Source organism: Helicobacter sp. 13S00401-1 (assembly GCF_002272925.1).
Lineage (GTDB): Bacteria > Campylobacterota > Campylobacteria > Campylobacterales > Helicobacteraceae > Helicobacter_I.
In genome coordinates this window covers 149,091-170,724 of sequence record NZ_MLAR01000001.1, presented here as the reverse complement: position 1 = coordinate 170,724, position 21,634 = coordinate 149,091, and the positions used below count along the sequence as shown (strand labels likewise).

General features: G+C 36.0%; 19 protein-coding genes. 12 read left to right on the top strand and 7 right to left on the bottom strand.

Going from position 1 to position 21,634, the window contains the following annotated elements; all coding sequences use genetic code 11:
- Nucleotides 1-142: 142 nt before the first annotated feature.
- From dnaE to BKH43_RS00800, 11 genes are all read left to right on the top strand, one after another.
- The gene (gene dnaE / locus BKH43_RS00850; RefSeq protein ID WP_095227533.1) at nt 143-3,808 is read left to right on the top strand and encodes a DNA polymerase III subunit alpha; all 3,666 of its coding nucleotides are present in this window, start codon (nt 143-145) and stop codon (nt 3,806-3,808) included.
- Nucleotides 3,809-3,927: 119 nt separating this feature from the next.
- On the top strand, nt 3,928-4,599 hold the full coding sequence (locus tag BKH43_RS00845; RefSeq protein ID WP_095227531.1) for an AzlC family ABC transporter permease: 672 nt from the start codon (nt 3,928-3,930) through the stop codon (nt 4,597-4,599).
- Between the two features lie 36 nt (nt 4,600-4,635).
- Nucleotides 4,636-5,001 carry a hypothetical protein gene (locus tag BKH43_RS00840; protein WP_095227529.1) on the top strand — a complete coding sequence of 122 codons (366 nt, stop codon included), beginning with the start codon at nt 4,636-4,638 and terminating at the stop codon, nt 4,999-5,001.
- A 313-nt stretch (nt 5,002-5,314) separates the two neighbouring features.
- Nucleotides 5,315-6,493 carry an acetyl-CoA C-acetyltransferase gene (locus tag BKH43_RS00835; RefSeq protein ID WP_095227527.1) on the top strand — a complete coding sequence of 393 codons (1,179 nt, stop codon included), beginning with the start codon at nt 5,315-5,317 and terminating at the stop codon, nt 6,491-6,493.
- Nucleotides 6,494-6,519: 26 nt separating this feature from the next.
- Complete coding sequence (locus BKH43_RS00830; protein WP_095227525.1) at nt 6,520-7,209, top strand: CoA transferase subunit A; 690 nt, start codon at nt 6,520-6,522, stop codon at nt 7,207-7,209.
- A gap of 10 nt (nt 7,210-7,219) precedes the next feature.
- On the top strand, nt 7,220-7,855 hold the full coding sequence (locus tag BKH43_RS00825) for a 3-oxoacid CoA-transferase subunit B (RefSeq protein ID WP_095227523.1): 636 nt from the start codon (nt 7,220-7,222) through the stop codon (nt 7,853-7,855).
- Nucleotides 7,856-7,928: 73 nt separating this feature from the next.
- Nucleotides 7,929-9,248, top strand: coding sequence for a TIGR00366 family protein (locus BKH43_RS00820; protein ID WP_095227521.1), 1,320 nt, complete (start codon nt 7,929-7,931; stop codon nt 9,246-9,248).
- A 50-nt stretch (nt 9,249-9,298) separates the two neighbouring features.
- Nucleotides 9,299-10,093: a 3-hydroxybutyrate dehydrogenase gene (locus tag BKH43_RS00815; RefSeq protein WP_095227519.1), complete on the top strand. Its 795-nt coding sequence runs from the start codon at nt 9,299-9,301 to the stop codon at nt 10,091-10,093.
- 43 nt (nt 10,094-10,136) lie between these two features.
- Nucleotides 10,137-11,543 (top strand): GntP family permease, encoded by a 1,407-nt coding sequence (locus BKH43_RS00810; protein WP_095227517.1) that lies wholly within the window; start codon nt 10,137-10,139, stop codon nt 11,541-11,543.
- Nucleotides 11,544-11,908: 365 nt separating this feature from the next.
- Nucleotides 11,909-12,355, top strand: coding sequence for a phosphoribosyltransferase family protein (locus BKH43_RS00805; RefSeq protein ID WP_095227515.1), 447 nt, complete (start codon nt 11,909-11,911; stop codon nt 12,353-12,355).
- Nucleotides 12,356-12,359: 4 nt separating this feature from the next.
- Entirely contained in the window at nt 12,360-12,887 is a 528-nt protein-coding gene (locus tag BKH43_RS00800) for an isochorismatase family protein (RefSeq protein WP_095227513.1), read from the top strand.
- Nucleotides 12,888-12,976: 89 nt separating this feature from the next.
- Here the strand turns inward: BKH43_RS00800 and flhA are convergent, their stop codons facing one another.
- A complete protein-coding gene (gene flhA, locus BKH43_RS00795) occupies nt 12,977-15,193 on the bottom strand; it encodes a flagellar biosynthesis protein FlhA (protein WP_095227511.1) in 2,217 nt (738 codons plus the stop codon).
- A 97-nt stretch (nt 15,194-15,290) separates the two neighbouring features.
- Between flhA and rpsO the strand changes: the two genes are divergently transcribed.
- A complete protein-coding gene (gene rpsO / locus BKH43_RS00790) occupies nt 15,291-15,566 on the top strand; it encodes a 30S ribosomal protein S15 (RefSeq protein ID WP_095227508.1) in 276 nt (91 codons plus the stop codon).
- A 125-nt stretch (nt 15,567-15,691) separates the two neighbouring features.
- On the opposite strand, the gene BKH43_RS00785 is transcribed toward rpsO, so the two are convergent.
- Genes BKH43_RS00785 through BKH43_RS00760 form a run of 6 tightly spaced genes read right to left on the bottom strand, consistent with a single transcriptional unit; the run spans nt 15,692 to nt 21,620 of the window.
- Nucleotides 15,692-16,180, bottom strand: coding sequence for a YhcH/YjgK/YiaL family protein (locus BKH43_RS00785; protein ID WP_095227506.1), 489 nt, complete (start codon nt 16,178-16,180; stop codon nt 15,692-15,694).
- Between the two features lie 10 nt (nt 16,181-16,190).
- The gene (locus BKH43_RS00780; RefSeq protein ID WP_253248014.1) at nt 16,191-17,627 is read right to left on the bottom strand and encodes a peptidoglycan DD-metalloendopeptidase family protein; all 1,437 of its coding nucleotides are present in this window, start codon (nt 17,625-17,627) and stop codon (nt 16,191-16,193) included.
- A complete protein-coding gene (locus tag BKH43_RS00775) occupies nt 17,624-18,427 on the bottom strand; it encodes a hypothetical protein (RefSeq protein WP_095227503.1) in 804 nt (267 codons plus the stop codon). The genes BKH43_RS00780 and BKH43_RS00775 overlap by 4 nt, the downstream gene beginning before the upstream one ends.
- Nucleotides 18,414-19,085 carry an ABC transporter ATP-binding protein gene (locus BKH43_RS00770; RefSeq protein WP_095227501.1) on the bottom strand — a complete coding sequence of 224 codons (672 nt, stop codon included), beginning with the start codon at nt 19,083-19,085 and terminating at the stop codon, nt 18,414-18,416. Before BKH43_RS00770 ends, BKH43_RS00775 begins: the two co-directional genes overlap by 14 nt.
- Nucleotides 19,082-20,242 carry a tRNA (guanosine(46)-N7)-methyltransferase TrmB gene (gene trmB / locus BKH43_RS00765; RefSeq protein WP_095227499.1) on the bottom strand — a complete coding sequence of 387 codons (1,161 nt, stop codon included), beginning with the start codon at nt 20,240-20,242 and terminating at the stop codon, nt 19,082-19,084. Before trmB ends, BKH43_RS00770 begins: the two co-directional genes overlap by 4 nt.
- A gap of 1 nt (nt 20,243) precedes the next feature.
- Nucleotides 20,244-21,620 (bottom strand): fibronectin type III domain-containing protein, encoded by a 1,377-nt coding sequence (locus BKH43_RS00760; protein WP_095227497.1) that lies wholly within the window; start codon nt 21,618-21,620, stop codon nt 20,244-20,246.
- Nucleotides 21,621-21,634 lie beyond the last annotated feature (14 nt).

Here is a 21,634-nt window from a genome sequence, read left to right as displayed (position 1 = left end):
CCAAGTTAAGACTAGTTTTTAAGTAGGGCTAATTTTAACTTTTACACTTAAAAGCGCCAGTCTTTTTAGAAAAGATAAGGAGCTAAGACTATTCATATATTTTAGATTTAATATAGTTACATTTAATAAAAAAGATTCTACTATGAGCACTAAATTCACCCATTTACATCTTCACACTGAGTACTCTCTCCTAGATGGAGCCAACAAACTAGATGCTTTATGTAAGCAGATAAAAGATTTAGGTATGGATAGCGTAGCTATGAGTGATCATGGCAATATGTTTGGTGCTATAAAGTTTTATACCACTATGAAAAAAGCTGGCATCAAGCCCATCATAGGGATAGAAGCCTACATACACAACAAAGAAGACTTAGGAGATAGGTCGCGCACCACTCCAAGATTCCACCTTTGTTTGTTTGCTAAAGATGACATAGGTTATAAGAATCTTATGTATCTAAGCTCAAGAAGCTTTATGGATGGACGCTACTTTGGTTTCCCACGTATAAATAAAAAGCTTTTAAGGGAGCATAGTGAAGGTATAGTTTGTAGTAGTGCTTGTTTGCAAGGTGAGATAAGTTGGCATCTAAACACTAGAAATGAGCGTAATCTCTCCATGGGTGCACGCGGATATGATGGTGCAAAAGAAGCAGTTGCTGAGTATCAAGATATATTTGGCGAGGATTTTTATATAGAGATCATGCGTCATGGTATAAGAGAGCAAAACGATATAGATGATAATCTAATAAGACTAAGCTTAGAAACTGGAGCTAAGCTTGTAGCAACTAATGATTCCCACTATAGAGTTAAAGAAGATGCTAATATGCAAGAAGTTGCCATGTGTATAGCCATGGGTAAGACTTTAGCTGATGCTAACCGCTTACGTCATAGCGTGCATGAGTTTTATATAAAAAGCCCTGAAGAGATGGCAGAGCTTTTTGCTGATATCCCAGAAGCTATAAGTAATACCCAAGAGATAGTAGCTAAGTGTAACCTTAATATAGATCTAAAAAATAACGACACTAATCCTCCAACTCCTCCAACCTTTAAGTTTGCAAAAGAGTGTGCGTTAAAAGATGGTATAGAGTATGTAGATGAAGCAAGCTACTTTAGGTATAAGTGTGAAGAAGGACTTAAAAAAAGGCTAGCTATCATAGATGAAAGCTTGCATGAAACTTACAAAAAAAGACTAGAAGTAGAGATGGATATCATAGTTTCTATGAAATTTCCAGGTTACATGCTTATAGTTTGGGACTTTATAAACTACGCTAAGTCTAATAAGATTCCAGTAGGACCCGGACGTGGTAGTGCTGCTGGCTCACTAGTAGCCTTTTGTCTAGGTATAACTGATATAGACCCTATAAAGTATGACTTGCTTTTTGAAAGATTCTTAAATCCAGAGCGTGTTTCTATGCCTGATATTGATACAGACTTTTGCCAAAGACGTAGAGGCGAGATGTTTGAATATATGAGTAATCGCTATGGGAGAAACAATGTAGCACAGGTTATAACCTTTGGTAAGATGCTAGCAAAGTCAGTTATAAGGGATGTGGCTAGGGTTTATGACATGCCTTATAAAGAATCTGATGAATTTGCAAAACTTATCCCAAAAGAGCTTAATATCACTCTTAAAGATGCCTTTACAAAAGAGCCTAAGATAAAAGAGCTTACAGAATCTAACCCAAAAGCTAAAGAGGTTTGGGAGATGGCTTTAAAGCTAGAAGGGCTTAATAGGAACGCTGGTATACATGCAGCAGCTTTAGTAGTAGATGGAGAAAAAGAGCTTTGGAATAAGGTGCCTTTATATGTCCCAGAAAAGACTAAAGATAACTTGTTAGTTACACAGTACTATATGAAGCATCTTGAAGAAGTAGACTTGATAAAGTTTGACTTCTTAGGACTAAAAACTCTAACTGTTATACAAGATGCCCTTGATATCATTGCTGAAACTAGTGGTAAGCATATAAACTTTTTAGAAGTTGATGCAAACGATCCTGAAGTTTATAAAACCTTACAAAGTGGTAACACCCTAGGTATCTTCCAGTTAGAATCTAATGGCATGCAAGATATAAATAGAAGACTTAAACCTACTTGCATAGATGACGCTATAGCACTTATAGCCCTCTATCGCCCTGGCCCTATAGAATCTGGCATGACAGCTGACTACATAGAAAGAAAGCATGGTAGAGCAAAGATAGAGTATCCTTTTAAAGAGTTAGAATCTATCTTAAAGCCAACTTATGGAGTTATAGTCTATCAAGAACAAGTTATGCAGATAGTGCAAGTTATAGGGGGCTTTAGCCTAGGAGAAGCTGATCTTGTAAGAAGGGCTATGGGTAAAAAAGATGCTAAGGCTATGGATGATTCTAAGGCTAAGTTTGTAGGTGGGGCTAAGAAAAATGGCTTTGATGCTACTAAAGCAGGAGCTCTTTTTGACTTAATAGCTAAGTTTGCAGAATATGGCTTTAATAAGTCTCACTCAGCAGCCTATGGGATGTTAGTTTTTCAAACAGCTTATTTAAAAACTTACTATGAACATGAGTTCATGGCAGCTATGCTAACTAGTGAAAGTAATAAGATAGAAGCAGTAGCTAAGTATATAGATGAAGTAAAAGCTTTAGGTATAACTATAGCTAATCCCCATGTAAACCACTCTATGATCAACTTTTCAGTCCTTAAAGATGATACAAAAGACAAAAATGCTAAAGATTCTAAAAAGATAGTTTTCGGACTAGGGGCTATAAAAGGTGCTGGAAGTGAGGCGCTAAAAAATATTATAGAAGTTAGAAAAAAAGGTGGGGAGTTTGTAAACTTTGCTGATTTTGTAGCACGTGTAGATTTTAGCAAGATAAGCAAGCGCATACTAGAGCCGCTTATAAAATCTGGCAGCCTTGATAATCTAGGCTACTCAAGAAAAGCCATGCTTGATAATATAGACTATATCTGTGATATGGGTAGGGCTGTAACTAGGGCTAGGAGGGATCAAGAAGGCGGCAGTATGCTTTTTTCTGAGTATAAATCAGATGTGCAGCTAGAGTTTAAAAACGTAAAAGAGTTAGATGCAGGCGTTATCTTAGAGTATGAGTATGAGAGCTTAGGCTTTTATGTAAGTGGGCATCCACTAGATCCTTATAGAGCTAGGATTAATGCCATAAAAGGCATGGCTAAGAGTGTAGAAAAAACTGAGCTTAAGTCAGGAACTTTTGCGCTTTTTGCTTGCAAGGTACTTAGTGTTAATAGGAAGATAGGTAAAAGTGGCAAGATTTATGGTGTGCTTAATGCCATGGATCTAACAGGCAAGCTAGAACTAACACTTTTTGAAAATCAACTAAATGCACTAGATGAACTAAATGCTAACCTAAAAGATCCAAATGAGCCTATCTGTTTTAAGTGTAAGATAGAAAAAGATGATGATGATGAAGATGATATCAAAGTGCAGATTAGAGTTTTAGAGCTTTTAGCCCTAGATGATGCAAAAAGTGCTAGGGTAACTTTAAAGTATGATAAAACATTTGAAAAAAGTGAGATACCAAGCTTAGAAGAGATAACGCCTATAGATATCAAGTTTAAAGGAGTTGATTTAACTCAAGCCCTTTGTGTGGTCTTTGAATCTAACTTTGATAGCACTAAACTTGATCTAATAGCCTCTAAGGCTAAAGAGTGTGAGGGTGATACTCCTTTAATCTTGCAGTTTGTAAAAAATGGCAGCATATATGAGTTTGCCTCTAACCTAAAAGTTGATAAGAAGATAGCCTCTATGCTACCAGATCTTAAGTGGATGCAAAAGGATATGAAAAAAGAGTTAGCTTAGATACTAAAGATAGCACTTTAAGTTTAGATTCTATAGTTATGAAAGCTTGGCTATAAAGACTTGCTTTTATCACTATAATTTTCTTTCTTTATCAAACTTTTTTTGTATGAAGGCTATATGTGAGTGATTTAAAGGTGGCATTTAAGCTAAGCTTGCCCATACTTGTTGGCTACTTGATGCTTGGCATTGCCTTTGGTATCATGCTAGAAAATGCTGGATTTGGCGTGTTTTGGTCTTTAGCCATGGCAGTTTTAATCTATGCTGGGGCTATGCAGTTTGTAGCAGTTGGTTTGCTTAGCATGGGGGTTGATATAGCCTCTGTTTTTATCCTAGTCCTTGTTATAAACGTAAGGCAGATTCTATATGCTATGGCTATGTTTAAAGACTTTAGTGCTTTTCCTCTAAGATCTAGAATCTATATGTTTTTTAGCCTAACTGATGAGACTTTTGCACTTCTTAGTGTAAATGCAAACTTAAGTCAAAAAGCAAAGTTTTATCTATCACTGCTTAATCATATGTATTGGATAGTTGGCTGTGTTATAGGGTCATTTATAGGTGATAAGTTTAATGTTAAAGGCATAGGGTTTGTGCTAAGTGCTGTTTTTGTAGTCATACTTTTAGAGCAGATTAGAAGGAGTAAGTCTTATTTTGGTGCAATTTTAGGGATAGTTATAGCAGTTATTTGTCTAATGATTTTTGGCAAAGATAGTTTTTTAGTGCCTTCTATGATAGCTATCATCATAGCCCTTTTGGTACTAAAAGCTTTGCGTTTTAAGGCTGTGCGTGATTAAGACTTTAAAAAAGAGCAAGACTAAAAGGGGGAAGCTATGAGTGAGATAAGTCTAAGCCATGCTTTTTTAGCACTACTTGCCATCATACTAGGTACTATTATCACAAGATTTTTACCACTTGCTATATTTAGCTTTTTTGCCATGCCCCTCTTCTTAGTCCCTTCTTCTTGTCTGGCTTTCAAGAAAGATAACACCTTGCATTATAGGCATGCTTGTAGTTTACCCATTTACAAAGATGTAAACTTAGCTAGCACTCCTTTTGGAAGCTATGAAGGATTAGGTGTGTTTAGTGTGATAGCCATCTATCTTATCTTTATTAAGTCTCCTTATAATGGGCTTTTAGCGATCTTTATCTCCACTTTATTTTACATACTACTACTTTACTTTAAGCCTTTTGGTTAGTGGATATAAGCTTGCTTATATCTATATACTCCTTTCAAAACTACACTTTATACCATCCTCTATGCCTATAAATATTACTTTAGTAAACATATAAGTTTATATTTTTAGTTAGTGTTAAAACCTAGTAGCTAAAGTCTTGATTTTATGTTTACTTTTTGGAATATTTGGTATTTTGATACCTTTTTTTAACTTTAAAGTTACGTATAGTAACTATAGTCTCTTTGTTTAGTCAACTATTTACACAAAAATTTAGCCTATAGAGATAAAAGTAAGTAACATGGAATTTAAAGGCATAAAACATTAAGGAGACTACATGCAGGCGAATGAGGTAGTAATAGTTGGTGCTAAGCGTAGTGCTATAGGTAGCTTTGGCGGAAGCCTCAAAAGCTTAAGTGCAGTTGATTTGGGGGAGTGTGTTTTAAAAGGCTTATTAGATTCTATAAATTTAGATAGCAAATTAGTTGAAGAGCTTATCTTGGGACATGTTTTACAAGCAGGTTGTGGGCAGTCTAGTGCTAGACAAGTTTTACTAAGAAGTGAGATTCCACAAACTAGTGGAGCTTTTTCTATAAACAAAGTTTGCGGAAGTGGACTAAAAGCAGTTGAGCTTGGCTTTCAAAGTATAGCCTTAGGAGATAGCGAAGTAGTCATAGCAGGCGGCATAGAATCTATGAGTAATGCCCCTTTTCTTTCCATGGACACAAGATATGGCGCTAGGCTTGGTGATGTAAAACTACTAGATAGCATACTTAAAGATGGACTTGTTTGTGGGAGCTGTAACTCTCATATGGGAGAGCTTATAGAAGAGGCTTGCAAGACTTATAATATAAGCAGAGATGAGTTAGATGGCTTTAGTGCAGCCTCTCAAACTAAGGCTATAAGGGCTATAAAGTCTGGGCGTTTTGTAGATGAGATAGTTCCTATAAAGATAAAAAACAAAAAAGAAGAAGTAGTTTTTCAAGTAGATGAGTTTGCAAAAGATACTAATAAAGACTTGCTATTAAGACTTAAGCCTGCTTTTAAAAAAGATGGCCTTATAACTGCTGGTAATGCAAGCGGGATAAATGATGGCGCTGCCATGCTTGCTTTAATGAGTGGCACAAAGGCAAAAAAACTAGGCCTAAAACCTATGGCTAAGATAAAAAGTTTTGGCAAGGCTGGAGTTCATCCAAAAGACTATGGACTAGGGCCAGTTGAAGCTGTAAAAAACGCCCTTAAAAAAGCAAATCTAAATTTAAAAGATATAGACTTAATCGAGGCTAATGAAGCCTTTGCAGCCCAAACTATAAGTGTAGATAGAGAGCTAGGCTTTAATCATGACATCTTAAATGTAAATGGAGGTGCTATAGCCTTAGGCCATCCCATAGGAGCTAGTGGAGCAAGAATCTTAGTTACCTTGCTTTATGAGATGGAAAAAAGAGATTCTAGATATGGGCTTGCTACTTTATGTATAGGTGGTGGGCAAGGTATAGCCTGCGTTGTTGAAAGATAAGATAAAAAAAAGATAAAGAGATAAACATGAGCAAAATCATAACTGATATAAATGAGGCCTTTAAAGATCTAAAAGATGGTATGACTATCTTAGCTGGAGGCTTTGGGCTATGTGGGATTCCAGAAAATAGTATAGATGCTATAGCGCACCTAAAGGTAAAAAATCTAACTGTAGTAAGTAATAACTGTGGCATAGATGATGTAGGGCTAGGTAAGCTTTTAAAAAATAAACAGATAAAAAAGATGATCTCTTCTTATGTTGGAGAAAACAAGGAGTTTGAAAGGCAGTTTTTAAGTGGGGAGCTTGAAGTAGTGCTTACTCCTCAAGGCACTTTAGCAGAGCAGCTTCGCGCTGGTGGAGCTGGGATCCCAGCTTTTTATACACCTACAGGAGTTGGGACTTTAGTTGCAGAGGGTAAAGAGACTAAAGTCTTTGAAGGCAAAGAGTACTTAATGGAAAGGGCCATAGTTGGCGACTTTGCCATAGTCAAAGCCAAAAAGGCTGATAGTTTTGGGAATCTAATCTTTCATGAAACTGCTATGAACTTTAATCCAGTTTGTGCAAAGGCAGGAAAGATAACTGTAGCTGAGGTTGAAGAGATGGTTGATATAGGAAGTCTAGATCCTAACTTTATACACCTTTGTGGAATCTATGTGGACTATATCTATAAGGGCAGCTTTACTAAACAGATAGAAAAAATAGTGACTAGAGACTAGGAGGAACAAAATGAACGCAAGAGAGAAAATTATAACTAGGGCTGCTAAAGAGATAAAAAGCGATATGAATATAAATCTAGGCATAGGCATGCCAACTTTGGTAGCTAACATCTTGCCAAAAGAAGTGCATAACGTCTACTTTCAAAGTGAAAATGGCCTTTTAGGCATAGGGCCCTACCCAACTAAAGATGAAGTAGACCCAGACTTAATAAATGCTGGGAAAGAAACTATCACAGTAGCAAAAGGCGCAAGCTTTTTTGATAGCAGCGAAAGCTTTGCCATGATAAGAGGAGGCCATATAGACTTATCTATCTTAGGGGCTATGGAAGTTAGTGCTAGTGGAGACTTAGCAAACTATATGATTCCAGGCAAGCTAGTAAAGGGCATGGGAGGGGCTATGGATCTAGTAAATGGCGCTAAAAAAGTAGTCATCATAATGGATCATGTAAGCAAAAATGGAGAATCTAAATTTAAAAAAGTCTGCACCCTGCCACTAACTGGTAAGGGCGTAGTTAACTTGCTTATAACTGAGTTAGGGGTATTTGACTTCAAAGATGGAAAAGCAAGACTTATAGAGCTTCAAGAAGGAGTTACTTTAGAAGAAGTAAAACAAAAAAGTGAGGCAGAGTTTGAGGTTTGCTTATAAAGGTAGTTGCAAGGATAAGTAAGGAATCTAGTTTGATATAGCGTTTTAAAAACACTAAATATAAGGAAAAGCAATGATAGGGATGATAAGTTCTTTTATGACGCGAGTAGTTAGTAGATACTTGCCAGACCCCTTAGTCTTTGCCCTTATCTTAACTATAGTGGTATTTGCTCTAGGCCTTAGCATGGGTAATAGCCCAGCAAGCATGATGCAGATGTGGGGTGGTGGCTTTTGGAATTTACTAGCTTTTACAACTCAAATGGCTATGGTTATAGTTACAGGTTACGCACTAGCTAGCTCGCCTTTAATCAAAAAGATACTAAAAGCTTGTGCTTCACTAGCTAAAACACCTAGGCAAGCAGTAGCTTTAGTTTGCTTTGCTGGTAGTGTAGCTTGCGTTATAAACTGGGGATTTGGGCTAGTAGTAGGGGCTTTGTTTGCTAAAGAGGTGGCAAGAAAGCTTAAAAGCACAGATTATGGCTTGCTAATAGCTTGTGCTTATATAGGTTTTATGACCTGGGGTGGAGGCCTAAGTGGCTCTATGCCCCTCCTTGCAGCAACTCCGGGTAATCCTGTAGAAAAATACGTTGGCGGAATAATCCCCATAAGTGATACCATCTTTACTCACTACAACATTTTTATAACACTAGCTTTAATAGTGCTTATGCCACTTTTAGTTATCTTCATGACACCTAAGATTCCAAAACCTATAGATCCTAGCCTCCTAGCAGAAGATCCAAGCTTTGAAAAAAAGGTTAGTAAAGAAGATTCTATAGCAGTGAAGATTGAAGAAAGCAAGATTTTAAACTACATCATAGTGGCTTTAGGAATCTGGTTTTTACTAGACTACTTTATGAAGCATGGTTTTAATGTAACGATTAATACAGTAAATCTAATTTTCATCATCTTAGGAATGTTATTACACAAAACGCCCATGGCTTATATGAGGGCAGTTGGAGCTGCTGCAAAAAGTACAGCTGGAATCTTAATACAGTTTCCATTTTATGCAGGCATTGCTTTGATGATGGAAAATAGTGGCATAGGCAAAGTTATCACTGAGTGGTTTGTAAATATCGCTAATAAAGACACCTTTGCTGTGCTAACTTTTTTTAGCTCAGCAATTATAAATTTCGCAGTCCCTAGTGGTGGAGGACACTGGGTTATACAAGGACCTTTTGTAATAGAGGCTGCAAAAGAAGTCGGTGCTCCTTTAGGAAAGGCGACGATGGCTATAGCTTATGGCGAGCAGTGGGCAAATATGATTCAGCCTTTTTGGGCGCTGCCAGCTCTAGCTATAGCTGGGCTTGGAGTAAGGGATATTATGGGTTATTGCATAACTGCTTTAATCTTTAGTGTTCCTATCTTTGTTATAGGACTATATTTTTTACATTAGAGGTGGTTTGATAAAAATCTGGATTAAAACTTAAAAAAAAGGAAAATAGTATGGAACATTCTCATAACATCATAGATGTAAAAGACAAAGTAGTAATCATCACAGGTTCAGCAAGCGGTATAGGGCTAAATATAGCTAAGAAGTTTTTAGATCATGGTGCTAAAGTAGTACTAAGTGACTTAAATGCAGGTAGCCTTCATCAAAAAGTAAAAGAGCTTAAAAGCCCTAATGTTATGTCTATAAAAGCAGATGTTACAGAAGAAGAAGAGATAGAAGATCTAATCTTAAAAACTAAAAAACATTTTGGAAGAGTAGATATATTTATTAACAACGCTGGAATCCAACATGTAGCACCCATAGAAGACTTTTCAACAGAAACCTTTGATAAGATGATAGCTGTAATGCTAAGGGCTACTTTTTTAACTACAAAGCATGTTTTTCCTATCATGAAAGAACAACAGTGGGGACGCATCATAAACATAGCCTCAATTAATGGCCTTGTAGGTTTTGCAGGTAAGGTAGCTTATAACGCAGCCAAACATGGAATCATAGGCATAACAAAAGTAGCAGCCCTAGAGTGCGCTACTGAAGGCATCACAGTTAATGCCATATGCCCAGGTTACATAGCAACCCCTCTTGTGCTTAATCAGTTTGATGATTTAGCTAAGAGTAGAAATGTAAGTGTAGATAAAGTTTTAAATGAAGTCCTTTATCCACTAATCCCTCAAAAAACTTTAATTGATATAGAAGATATATCAAGTCTAGTGCTTTTTACTTCAAGCTCATGCGCTAAGCATATAACCGGGACTAATCTAGTTATAGACGCAGGCTACACAGCTCAGTAACTTATAGAATCTAGATTCTATACACACCAAAAAGGATGCATTTATGGGTTTTATAATCGTCTTATTAGCACTGTGTTGCTTGATGTATATGGCATATAAGGGTTTTAGTGTAATTATTTTTGCGCCACTTATTGCAATGGCAGCTGTGCTTTTAGTAAGCCCTAGCCTTGTTGCACCTATGTTTACAGGACTATTTATGCCAAAGCTTGCTGGCTTTGTGCAAGCCTACTTTCCGGTGTTTTTGCTTGGGGCTATCTTTGGCAAGGTTATAGAACTTTCTGGCTTTTCAAAGTCCATCGCCTCTTGGGTTATAAAAATAGTAGGTAAAGAAAGGGCTATGCTTTCTATAGTCATAGTGTGTTTGCTACTAACTTATGGAGGCATATCACTTTTTGTTGTAGTGTTTGCAGTTTATCCTTTTGCAGTTGAGCTATTTCGCAAAGGAGATATACCAAAAAGGTTAATACCTGGAACCATAGCACTAGGAGCCTTTACTGCTACAATGGATGCCATACCTGGCACTCCACAAATCCAAAACATCATACCAACTACATTTTTTGGGACTAATATCTATGCAGCACCTATACTTGGGACTATAGGGGCTATATTTATCATAGTGCTAGGTATGCTTTATCTTGAGTGGAGACGAAGGGTTGCACTACGCAAGGGTGAAGGCTATGGGAGTAATCATAAAAATGAGCCACCTAAGATTGATGAAACCCATCTTGCAAATCCACTTATAGCCATCCTTCCGCTAATTGCCGTAGGAGTTATAAACCTAATACTCACAAAAATTATCCCTAGCCTTTATGAAAAAGAAGTTAGTTTTGCTTCAACTGCTATGAAGCACGCTAAGGGCATCATGGATGTTATACAAAAGATTCAAAGTGTGCAAGCACTATGGGCAGTAGAAGCTGCACTCTTAGTTGGCATAATCGTTGTTTTTATCTTTGCTTGGAAGAAGGTTATAAAAGGCTTTAGTGAAGGGGCACATCAAGCAGTTGGCGGATCTTTAATAGCTTCTTTAAATACGGCCACTGAGTATGGATTTGGCGCAGTTATAGCAGCACTTCCTGGCTTTTTAGTAATCTCACACGCCCTTAGTCATATACCAAACCCCTTAGTTAATGAAGCCATCACAGTAACTGCCCTAGCAGGGATTACTGGCTCAGCTAGTGGAGGCTTAGGTATAGCCCTAGCAGCCATGGCAGATACATTTATAGCCCATGCGCATGCTACTGGCATACCGCTAGAAGTGTTTCATAGAATCGCATCTATGGCCAGTGGTGGCATGGATACACTGCCGCATAATGGTGCGGTCATAACGCTTTTAGCTGTCACTGGTTTATCTCATAAGCAATCTTATAAAGATATATTTGCGATAACTATATTAAAAACGGTAGCAGTTTTCTTTGTCATAGGCGTGTTTTATGTGACTGGCTTGGTGTGATATAAAGGCATGGTTTTATATAGGCAGTTATTAACTATACTTTTTTAAGCTGAAGGTATTCTCACTTTGTTTCGTGCTGCAAAAATCATGAGAAAAAAGAAGCAGTAGTGCGAACGCGTGATTTCAAGGAAGCTTTGTTTTCAAGGAAGCTTACGCTTTTGTAGGCTTTATGGGAGTAAGGGAGGGGTTAAACCCTTTTTTTTTATTAAAAAAACATACAAATAATAAAGAGTGTGAGAAAGAAAGTGTTGGAATAAGGATTTGGCTAATGGTATAAAGAGATTGGAATTGCCTATATAAAAGGATCTTAAAATCTTTACACTAACTAGTAAAATACGTATACGATAAAACCTAAAAGGAAAAACATGTACTTTTACAGTTATGAAGAGTTTAATAAAGACATACTAGCACTAGCTAGCAAGATAAAAAATGAGTGTCAAACTGACTGCATACTAGCTATAGCAAGAGGTGGGGTTACTATAGGACACTTTTTATCTATAGCTTTAAACTTACGTGCACTTTATACGCTTAACTCCATACATTATGACGATAAGACCAAGCTAGACTATATAAAAATATGGAATATGCCTGATCTTAGCAGTGTAAAAAACGTGCTTTTAGTAGATGATATAGTAGATAGTGGTGATAGTATGAAGGCTATAAAGGAAAAGATTCTTATTTCTTATCCACATGTTAATGTAAATACTGTTAGTATCTTTTATAAGCCCAAGGCACACTTTAGTCCAGACTTTAGCCTGCATGAAGCTAAGGAATGGATAAGGTTCTTTTGGGATATAGAACTTAAGGAATAAAACAATGGATGAATATTTATTAGTATGTATAGATATACAAGAAAGATTGCTTCCAGTTATAAGTAAAAAAGAAAAGATAACTAAAAATGCAAACATCCTTTTAAGTGCAAGTGGTATCTTAGATATAGATGTTTTTGTGAGTAAGCAGTATGTAAAAGGTTTAGGTGAGTTTCACAAAGATATCAATCTAAAAGATGCTAAGGTTGTAAAAACTATAGAAAAAACTAGCTTTAGTGCATTTGAGCAGTTATCAGAGTTTTTATTAGATAGTAAGTATAAAAACTTAGTCTTTTTTGGGATAGAAACTCATATCTGTGTATATCAGACCATTAAAGACGCAAAAAAGCATGGCTTAAGATGCACTCTTATAGAAGATGCTTCATCATCTAGAGATGAGAACAATCACAACATAGCAGTGCGTGCTTTAGAATCTAAAAATGTAGAAGTACTAAGCACTGAGCAGTTTTTATTTGGCTTGCTTAAAGATGCAAAACATCCAAACTTCAAAGATATAAGCAAGCTTATAAAGTAAGTTGGTATTACTTTTAATAAATCTCTCCCATTTTATGCAGGCATTACTTTTTTAAAAAAACTAGATTCTATATAGAATCTAGTTGTTATCTAAAACCCTAAGTCAACTGTTCCTAGTACTTCAAAAGATGCGTTAGGATCAATTTCAGCGTGGCTTAGTACTACTATGTTATCAAGTTTAAACTGCTCTAGTTTGCTTGCTAGTGGAGCTCTAAGTTGAGGGTCAACTACTAGTATGACTGGAGAGATATTTTTTTGTACTACCTTCATAGCCTCTTCACTCATCTTATCTATAAGCTTTTGCATTTCAGTTGCATTAAGCAGTAAGTGTCTTCCAGAAGGCTGTTCTTTAAGTTTGTTTAAAAGGTACTGCTCACTGTTATGAGAAAGCGTTAAAAGCTTTATGTTGCCATCTTCAGATTTAAAAGTATTAGTTATAACTCGAGATAGTTTAGCTCTAACTTGTTCTACTATGATAGGAACGTCATTTTGCACTAGTGGGGCTATATCAGTTATAGTCTCTAGTATGCTTAGCATGTCTTTTATAGGTATGCCTTCATGTAGCAAGGCTTGAAGAACTGATCTTATAACACTGCTTGGAACTTTCTTAGCCTCTTCAACTGCAGCTGGATAGTCAACTTCTAGTCTGTCAAGCAGTTTTTTTATCTCATCTTTAGTTATAAACTCTTCAGCATATTTTTTCACTAACTCACTCATATGAGTAGCTATAACTGTGCTTGGATCTATGACTGTATAGCCTTGGATGATAGCTTCTTCTTTTAGATAAGAATCTATCCATATAGCATCTAGTCCAAAGGCTGGCTCTTTGGTGTGTATGCCTTCTATCTCCTTAGTTACAAAGCCTGTATTCATAGCTAAAAATTTATCTGGCATAACTTCACCCTCCCCTATAAGTACACCTTTTAAAAAGAACTGATAAGTAGTAGGGCCAATGCCAGGATCATCAGTCATCCTTATCTGAGGCATTAAAAATCCATAATCACGCGCTATCTTTTTTCTTATCCCCCTAACACGCTCTAGTAAGTCTCCACCTTGATCAACTGCTGCAAGACGTATAAGTTGATAGCCTAGATGAAGCTCTAAGAACTCTACTTTTAAGACTTCATTAATAGCTTGTTCTTCTTCTTTTCTTATCTCTTCTTGAGATTTTACAGGCCTTTTTGGGAAGTCTTGGAAGTGGCGAGAGTTTTTATCTATCTCAGTTTTTGCTTCAGGCTCTTTTTTCTTTTTGCTAGTAAACTTTTTAGTTATAAAAGCTGTCATCTTATAAAAGACAGACTTTTCATTATCCTTATTCATAAGCCAAGCTGTTATTAAAAATACTAGGCCCACAAAGCCTAAAGCAAAGTTAGGAAGTCCTGGCACTAGTGCAAAGAGGATAAGTATAAAACCAACTATAACTAAGACTTTAGACTTATCTGTAAGTTGGGTTACAAGGGAGTTAGCAAAGTTTTCTTCCTCTCCTTTAGTAGTCCTAGTAGCAACGATACCAGTAGCTGTAGCTATGACAAGGGCGGGTATCTGCCCTACTAGACCATCACCTATGGTTAAGATAGTAAAAGTTGAAGCTGAGTTTGCTATGCTTAAGTTTTGTTGGAAGACGCCTATTAAGAAGCCACCTATGATATTTACTATAGTTATGATTATAGAGGCTATAGCATCGCCTTTAACAAACTTTGAAGCACCATCCATGGCACCATAAAAGTCAGCCTCAGCAGCAAGGTTTTCGCGCCTACTTTTAGCCTCTTTTTCATCTATAAGCCCAGCATTCATATCAGCATCTATGGCCATTTGTTTTCCAGGCATGGCATCTAGGGCAAAACGTGCGCGCACTTCTGTGACACGAGTTGAACCATTAGTCACAACTAAGAGGTTTATAATAACTAGGATGATAAAAACTATAGTTCCTATCACGTAGTTATTACCCACGACAAAGTGGCCAAAACTTGCGATTATCCCACTTACAGAATCTGGCCCCTTATAACCTTCACTTAGTATCATCCTAGTAGTTGCTATGTTTAAGGCTAGGCGATAAGCCGTCACAAAAAGCAAAAGAGTAGGAAAAGTAGAAAAATCCATGGGTTTATTTATATAAACTGCTATTAGTATGATTAAGATAGCAAGGGCGAGAGAGACTATTAAGAATAAATCTAGTACTGCAGCGGGCAAGGGCACTATTATGACAGCAAGTATGGCTATGATAAACACAACCACACTTAAGTCTCTTGAGCGCCCTATGTACCTAAAGAAAGGAAGCGCACTTTTAATAAAGTCCTTTTTTGCCATCTAGATATCGCCTTTGAGAATTAAGTCTTTATTTTAACAAAATAAGGCTATATATGTTATACTCCCTCACTTTATACCAATCTTTAAGGAGTCACATATGGCTATGGATCTGGCGAAAAAAAAAGAGATAATCTCTAAATTTTGCAGAAATGAACAAGACACAGGAAGCAGTGAGGTGCAAATAGCGCTTTTAAGCAACAGGATAAGCACTCTTACTGAGCACTTAAAAATCAACAAAAAAGACCACTCAAGTAGACTAGGACTTTTAAAACTAGTAGGACAGAGAAAAAGCCTACTTAGATACTTAAAAAGAGTTAACTATCCTAAATATATAGAAACTATCAAAGCCTTAGGTATCAAAGACAAAATATAGTCTTTTACTCTTTTTGTAATATGGAATCTTTTTAGATTCCATATCTTCTTTTAATCTATCTAGTTTTTTTAATCCTTCATTTTTTAATATCTCACTTTTAATCTAAAAGCAAGATAACAAAAGCTTTAAAACTTTAACTTTATAAGTTCTTTTGGGGCTTTAACTACTACTTTAACTATGTTGTTATCTTCGTGATAGATTCCACCAGCGTGCACGTCATAAGGCAAGAAAACATTTAAATCAAGTTCTTTTGAAACTATGCGAGAGACTTTAAGGTTTGGCTTATACTCTATGAAATCTTTTTTTTCATCATAAGGAGTTTTTATCTCAAAGTCTTTTATGTCTCCAACTAAAAATCTTTCACTTCCTCTAAGCGTAAGCTGAAAGTCTATATATTTTAGGTGGCTTTCAAAAAAAGCATCTTTTTCATCTTTTAAACTATAAGTTTGTAAGATTCCAAAGATTCCATTTACAAGCTCTACTTTTCTTTTTGCTTCATAATCTTCTATTTTGTAGATTCCATCTATACACTCTTTAAAAAAGGCACTTATAGCCTCTAGCTCACTAGTTTTTTTAAACATATGAGAGATATTTTTTAGGTTAGCACTAAACATGTTTGCTCCTTTATTTGATTAGATCCATAGGGTCTATGTGCTTATCTTTTTGTGTTACTTCAAAGCCTAAAGACTTATTAACCCGTCCTATAACATAGCCTTTTTTAACCACAAAACCTGGGCGTAAGGTAGGGGCTATCTTATCAAGCTGAGAGTAGATAGTGTGAAGTGAGTTTGCATGCTCTATAATGACTACTTTTTTAAGTACTGGCATCTCTTGGGCATAGATAACTTTTCCATCCATAACTGCTCTAACCATAGCATCGCTTTCTTTGCTTTTTAGTATGACACCTTCGTTAAAAACTTTTAGTCTATAAACTGGATCATAGTAGGTGCCATAGTTTTGTTCAACTGTATAGTGGGCAAGTGGGGCTATGGTCTTAGGTCCTGTATATTTTACAGTTTGGGCTATCTGATAACTTGAAGCGATTTGCTTAACATCAATTGGTGCGTTTAGATCCCTTTGACTTGCATTATCTAGTAGGTTTTGAGTTAGGATTTTGTCATTTTGCCTAGCTATGTTTTTATTTATAGAATCTATATCTTTACCCTTAGCGCTTTTTGCCTTTTCTTCAAGGGCTTTTTTCTCTGCTTCTAACTTAGCAAGGCGCTGTTTTTCAAGAGCTTCTTTAGCAGCTTTTTCTTTTTGCTCTTTTAAGATTCTTTGTCTTTCAAGCTCAGCTAAACGCTTTCTTTCAGCCTCACGTTTTAGCTCTTCTTGCTTGTTTTTTTTGAGTATGTTTAGCTTAGTTAATAAGTCATCTAGGCTTTGACGTTTGGCATCTATATCTTTTAGCTGGGTGTTATAGTCTTGGACTTCATTTTGCATACTAGAGATTAGTGTTTTTTGATTCCTAAGCATGGCAGTTAGGTTTTGTTGCTTGGTAACTTGAGTGTTTATAAGTGCACTTACTTTTGCGATACTTGTTGAAGTGGCTGCTATTTGCTTATCTAGTGTGCTAGCTTGCTGCTTTAAGTCTTTTATCTGTCCTAGGCTTTTTTTGCGTAAGACTTTAAAAGTTTCTTGCATGATCACATCTTCTTTGGTGTTAAACTCACGACTTTGTAATATGTCAGAAAAGATTAGATCTTGCATGATGATGCTTGCTAGTTCAGTTTGTATCTTAGCTACCCTTACTTGCATATCTTGGAATCTATTTTTTAAAGAAGCAAGCTCATCTATCTGGTTTTGGTTTTGACTTTTGTTGTCTTGTATGTTTTGGTTAAGTGCGATTATCTCTTTATCTAGGAGTTTTATTTGCTTTAGTCTTTGGTTTATCTTTAGCCCTAGACTATCAAGCTTAGAGTTTATAGAATCTTTTTGCTTTGAGACAGAGCTAAGTTTGGCTTTGTTTTGGTTGATATTTTTATTAATATCATTTATATCTGTAGCTAGTGCTTGGCTAAGGCAAAGGGCTAAGGATAGGCCTAGTAACTTAACTTTCAATTTTTGCTCTTTGAAAAGATAACTAAGATAACGCATATATTACTAACTATAAGGGCTATAACTACTAGTCTTATAAAGTCAAGCACACCTTCTAATATGCCCTTGCCTATGTCTAAAGATTCTAAGATGCTGCGTATAAAGTCTGTATCGACAAGGTAGTAAACTATCAAGATGGTAATGATGCTTGCTATAAAACTATCTATAAAAGCTAGTTTAAAAAGATGCCTATTCCTTATCCATACACTAGCACCTAATATATCCATAACTTCCATTTTAGTGGCGTGTTGATACTTCCAGATAGCAATTTGCTTTAACATCAAAAGTACGCTTACTATAAACACAACTACAGCAAATATACTTATACTAAACTTTATAAATGTCAAAAGCCCATAAACTTGAGTGTAGCTTTTAGCAAAGCTTTCAACTCTTATGACATTAGGTACTTTTTTGAGTATGGCTGTTATAGCATCAAGTCTAGCCTTGCTAGGAAAGTACTCAAGATTTAAAGAGTAAAAGTATGGAAGATCTTTTTTAAAGATAGATATATCGCCTATGCTTTGTTTTAGTCTATCAAGCTGAGGTTCAGGGTCTATGGCATCAAGGCTTTTAGCCTCTACTATCTTATCTTGCAAGGTAGTTATAGTTAGAGGTTGTTTGGAAGCTATCATTATTGAATAGTCTTGTACAAGATGTGTTTCTTGTGTGTCTAGGCTTCTTTGTACTAGCATGATTATTTGTATACCAAATAGCAAGGCTATAAGTGGTATTAATAATGATATGTGAGATCTAATTTCTTTCATTGACCTCTCCTTGGATGATTTCTATCTTTCTATGGTTTATATTTAGGTGGGTTGGCAGTCTATGAGTGACCACTACTATAGTTATACCTAGTTGCTCATTAGAACTTTTTAGTAAGCCCCAAATCATATCGCTTGAGTAGTCATCTAGATTCCCAGTTGGTTCATCACAAAGGATAAGTTTTGGTCTATGAGATAAAGCGCGTGCTAGGGCTATACGCTGCTGCTCGCCTCCACTTAGTTCAGGTGGGTATTTATTAGCCTTATGAAGCAAGTTGATATGAGAAAGTAGCATCTCTACTGTTTGTTTAGTCTCAGTTTTTGAAAAGCCATTTATAAGCATAGGCAGGGCTATATTTTTTTCTACATTCCACTCATTTATGAGTTTATAATCTTGAAATACCACTCCTAAAGCCCGCCTAAGCAAAGCTAGTTTTCTTGAGCTAAGACGTTTCATATTAAAGCCATTTACTTGCAGACTTCCTTTTTGTACTTTGAGTGCACCATAAAATGACCTTAAAAGAGTGCTTTTTCCACTCCCGCTAGGTCCAGAGATAAAGACAAAGTCTTTTGGGTGTATCTCAAAGTTGGCATTTTTTATGATTAACTCATCTTTCTTATATCCAAGATTTAGTTTGTCTGCTTTTATTAAAACATTCATGTAGCTTCTTTTAAAGTGGTTTGTAGTAAGTCTTTTAGCAAAATATGCGCTAGATTTAGACTTTTAGTAGGCAAAGGCGTTTTAAAATAGCTAAGTTTCTTATCTTTTAGCAATAAAAATGTACTAAAAGGAGAGTTGAACTCTCCAAGGATAACTTCTAATAGACAAATGCTTCCATCAGTATAAAAGCCTTTAAAGCTTATAAAGTAGCCTTCTTTTAGAATCTTTTGTCTTTGCAAGGCTTCTAAGTCTTTTTGAGTTAGCATCCCTCCTAAGTTTTCAAAACTAAAGTTTGCTTCTTTTTGCATACTCTTAGTATCTTGTATAAAATCTAAAGTCTTAAATACATGTAAGTCATAGATATCTTTGTTTTGTGCCTTCCATCTTGCTTCATACTTACTTGTGATGTTAAAAGCAGCATTTTTAGCTAGGTTAAATCTTGCTTGTTTAAAGCTTAAAACTAACTCCATGCAGTCTTGAATATACTCTAAGTCATCACTTCTTATATCTAAGATTCCATCTTTTTTTAAGATTCTAAAAACAGTTTCTAAAAAGTTAATGCTTATAACGCGTCTATGTTTAGCCTTATTCCAGGGGATGGGAAAGTGCATGTAGATTCTTTCAAGACTAGAATCTGGTAGGGCTTGAAGGGCATTTCTTGCATCATTTAGGCTAATGGTGGCATTTTTGATTCCATGTAAGACTAGGGCATTTTTTACTTGATTAGCACTTGGGGTGTGGACTTCAAAACCTAGTAGGTTTTTAGTAGGATTATTAGTACAAAGTTCTAAAAAAAGCCTTCCACTACCAAAGCCTATCTCAACTATATCTATGTTTTTATATACCTCTTCTGTATTAGAGCTAAGATTATGCTTAGTTGTAAAGTTTAGATTATGAGAAAGGCAAGTAGTTTTTGAAGCTAGGCTAGAAAGTAAGTTTTTAGCATAAAGATTACTAAGTGGCCTTGCGTTTTTGGGAAACTTATAAAGGTAGCTATCTTCTCTCTCATAGCACTTTACTAGATTTAGCTTATTATCTTTATCGCTTATGCCATAAAGACTGGTTTTTAAGGTTTTATTTTCCACACAAAACTCTAAAGAAAAGTCTTTTAAGGTGATATCTAAAGGCAGTTTATCTTTACTTATAAAATGTGGCATATCACTTCTTTTGACTCTTTTGTTTTTTATGGGTGGTGTTTTTAGGGTGATGTTTGTGCTCTACTTTGTGACTAGGCTCTATGCTAGGGTTAATAGGCACAGGAGTAAGCTCAAGGTTAGAGTTAGTATTATTAATCTCAAAAGTTAAAGGTGCACTTGGCAAGGATACTAAGCCATTATCATCTACACTAGAAACACTATAAGTGTACTTAATCCCAGGTTTCATCTCCTTATCAGAAAAGGAGTTGCCATCTATCTCAAACTTATCAGGGTCTTTAAAAAATCCTGCCTTCCTATAAACTATATAGCTTTTTATGCGTGCCTCACTAGGCTTGCTCCATGAAAAGCTAGCTATGTTGTTAGCAAAAGACTTAGTAACTATAGTGGGTGTAGTAGGCTTAGGTAGACTTCTACCTTTGGCTGCTCCAACACTTAACTTGCTTTCTAGTTTATATATATCAACTGCACTTACTTTATAAAAACGTGTGGTTCCATCACTTTGTAAGTTATCAAGATAGCTATTACCTTTGACATTAGCAAGTAAGGAGTAGGCCCCTTCAAGTGTGCTTGAGTAGTAGACGTTATAGCTTACCACGTCTCTATCTTTAGACTTATCCCATTCTATATAGATTTGTTTTGGTCTATCAGTAGTGGCTGTGATATTAACTATAGGATCAGGTAAGAATCTAGTTCTTCCCTCTATGACATTACTTGGAAGCGAGAGGCTTTTAGCAAAGCTTTGAGAGATAATTCTATACTTATAAGTTGTGCCATCTGCTAAGTTTCTATCAAAGTACTCACTTAAAAATCTATCCTTAGTAGTCCCTATCTTTATAAACACATGTTTATTATCTTTTAGGGCTTCTCTTTCTATGATGTATCCAGTTACACTTGGATTAGCTGAAGGGCTCCATATAAGTTTTATAGTCCTTGCATACTCTTTGCTTGCGTAAAATAAAGTTACTGGGTCTATAAAACTAGTAGTTGTAGCAACAGGAGTGCTTCTTGGACTTATACTTCCATCCCTTCCTATAGTAGAGATAGCATAGACATATCTAGTTTGTGGAGTTAGGTGTTTATCATAGTAGTGAGTAGCAAAAGGATTTTTAACTATGGCGACTTTTTTAAACTCACCTTTAGCGTTTTCTCTAAATATCACATAGCCATTAATCATCCTTACATCACTTGGTAAGTCCCACTCAAAGGCCACTTCACTCACATCAGGTAAGATTCTAAGTTGTGCTATGGTAGGAAGGCTTGGATCTATCCTATCTTTAATCCCAAAGGTGTTAAAGATGTTTGCACAGGCTATAAAAAAAAGGGCAATGAAAGGGATTAAAACATATTTGAATGCAGCTAGTATCTTGTTTGTATACATGTTTTATACCCTTA

What these genes read in the sequence shown, in the direction of transcription:
- dnaE (WP_095227533.1), top strand. Translation starts at nt 143, where the DNA reads ATGAGCACTAAATTCACCCATTTACATCTTCACACTGAGTACTCTCTC.
- BKH43_RS00840 (WP_095227529.1), top strand. Translation starts at nt 4,636, where the DNA reads ATGAGTGAGATAAGTCTAAGCCATGCTTTTTTAGCACTACTTGCCATC.
- BKH43_RS00835 (WP_095227527.1), top strand. Translation starts at nt 5,315, where the DNA reads ATGCAGGCGAATGAGGTAGTAATAGTTGGTGCTAAGCGTAGTGCTATA.
- BKH43_RS00830 (WP_095227525.1), top strand. Translation starts at nt 6,520, where the DNA reads ATGAGCAAAATCATAACTGATATAAATGAGGCCTTTAAAGATCTAAAA.
- BKH43_RS00825 (WP_095227523.1), top strand. Translation starts at nt 7,220, where the DNA reads ATGAACGCAAGAGAGAAAATTATAACTAGGGCTGCTAAAGAGATAAAA.
- BKH43_RS00820 (WP_095227521.1), top strand. Translation starts at nt 7,929, where the DNA reads ATGATAGGGATGATAAGTTCTTTTATGACGCGAGTAGTTAGTAGATAC.
- BKH43_RS00815 (WP_095227519.1), top strand. Translation starts at nt 9,299, where the DNA reads ATGGAACATTCTCATAACATCATAGATGTAAAAGACAAAGTAGTAATC.
- BKH43_RS00810 (WP_095227517.1), top strand. Translation starts at nt 10,137, where the DNA reads ATGGGTTTTATAATCGTCTTATTAGCACTGTGTTGCTTGATGTATATG.
- BKH43_RS00805 (WP_095227515.1), top strand. Translation starts at nt 11,909, where the DNA reads ATGTACTTTTACAGTTATGAAGAGTTTAATAAAGACATACTAGCACTA.
- BKH43_RS00800 (WP_095227513.1), top strand. Translation starts at nt 12,360, where the DNA reads ATGGATGAATATTTATTAGTATGTATAGATATACAAGAAAGATTGCTT.
- flhA (WP_095227511.1), bottom strand. Translation starts at nt 15,193, where the DNA reads ATGGCAAAAAAGGACTTTATTAAAAGTGCGCTTCCTTTCTTTAGGTAC.
- rpsO (WP_095227508.1), top strand. Translation starts at nt 15,291, where the DNA reads ATGGCTATGGATCTGGCGAAAAAAAAAGAGATAATCTCTAAATTTTGC.
- BKH43_RS00785 (WP_095227506.1), bottom strand. Translation starts at nt 16,180, where the DNA reads ATGTTTAGTGCTAACCTAAAAAATATCTCTCATATGTTTAAAAAAACT.
- BKH43_RS00775 (WP_095227503.1), bottom strand. Translation starts at nt 18,427, where the DNA reads ATGAAAGAAATTAGATCTCACATATCATTATTAATACCACTTATAGCC.
- BKH43_RS00770 (WP_095227501.1), bottom strand. Translation starts at nt 19,085, where the DNA reads ATGAATGTTTTAATAAAAGCAGACAAACTAAATCTTGGATATAAGAAA.
- trmB (WP_095227499.1), bottom strand. Translation starts at nt 20,242, where the DNA reads ATGCCACATTTTATAAGTAAAGATAAACTGCCTTTAGATATCACCTTA.
- BKH43_RS00760 (WP_095227497.1), bottom strand. Translation starts at nt 21,620, where the DNA reads ATGTATACAAACAAGATACTAGCTGCATTCAAATATGTTTTAATCCCT.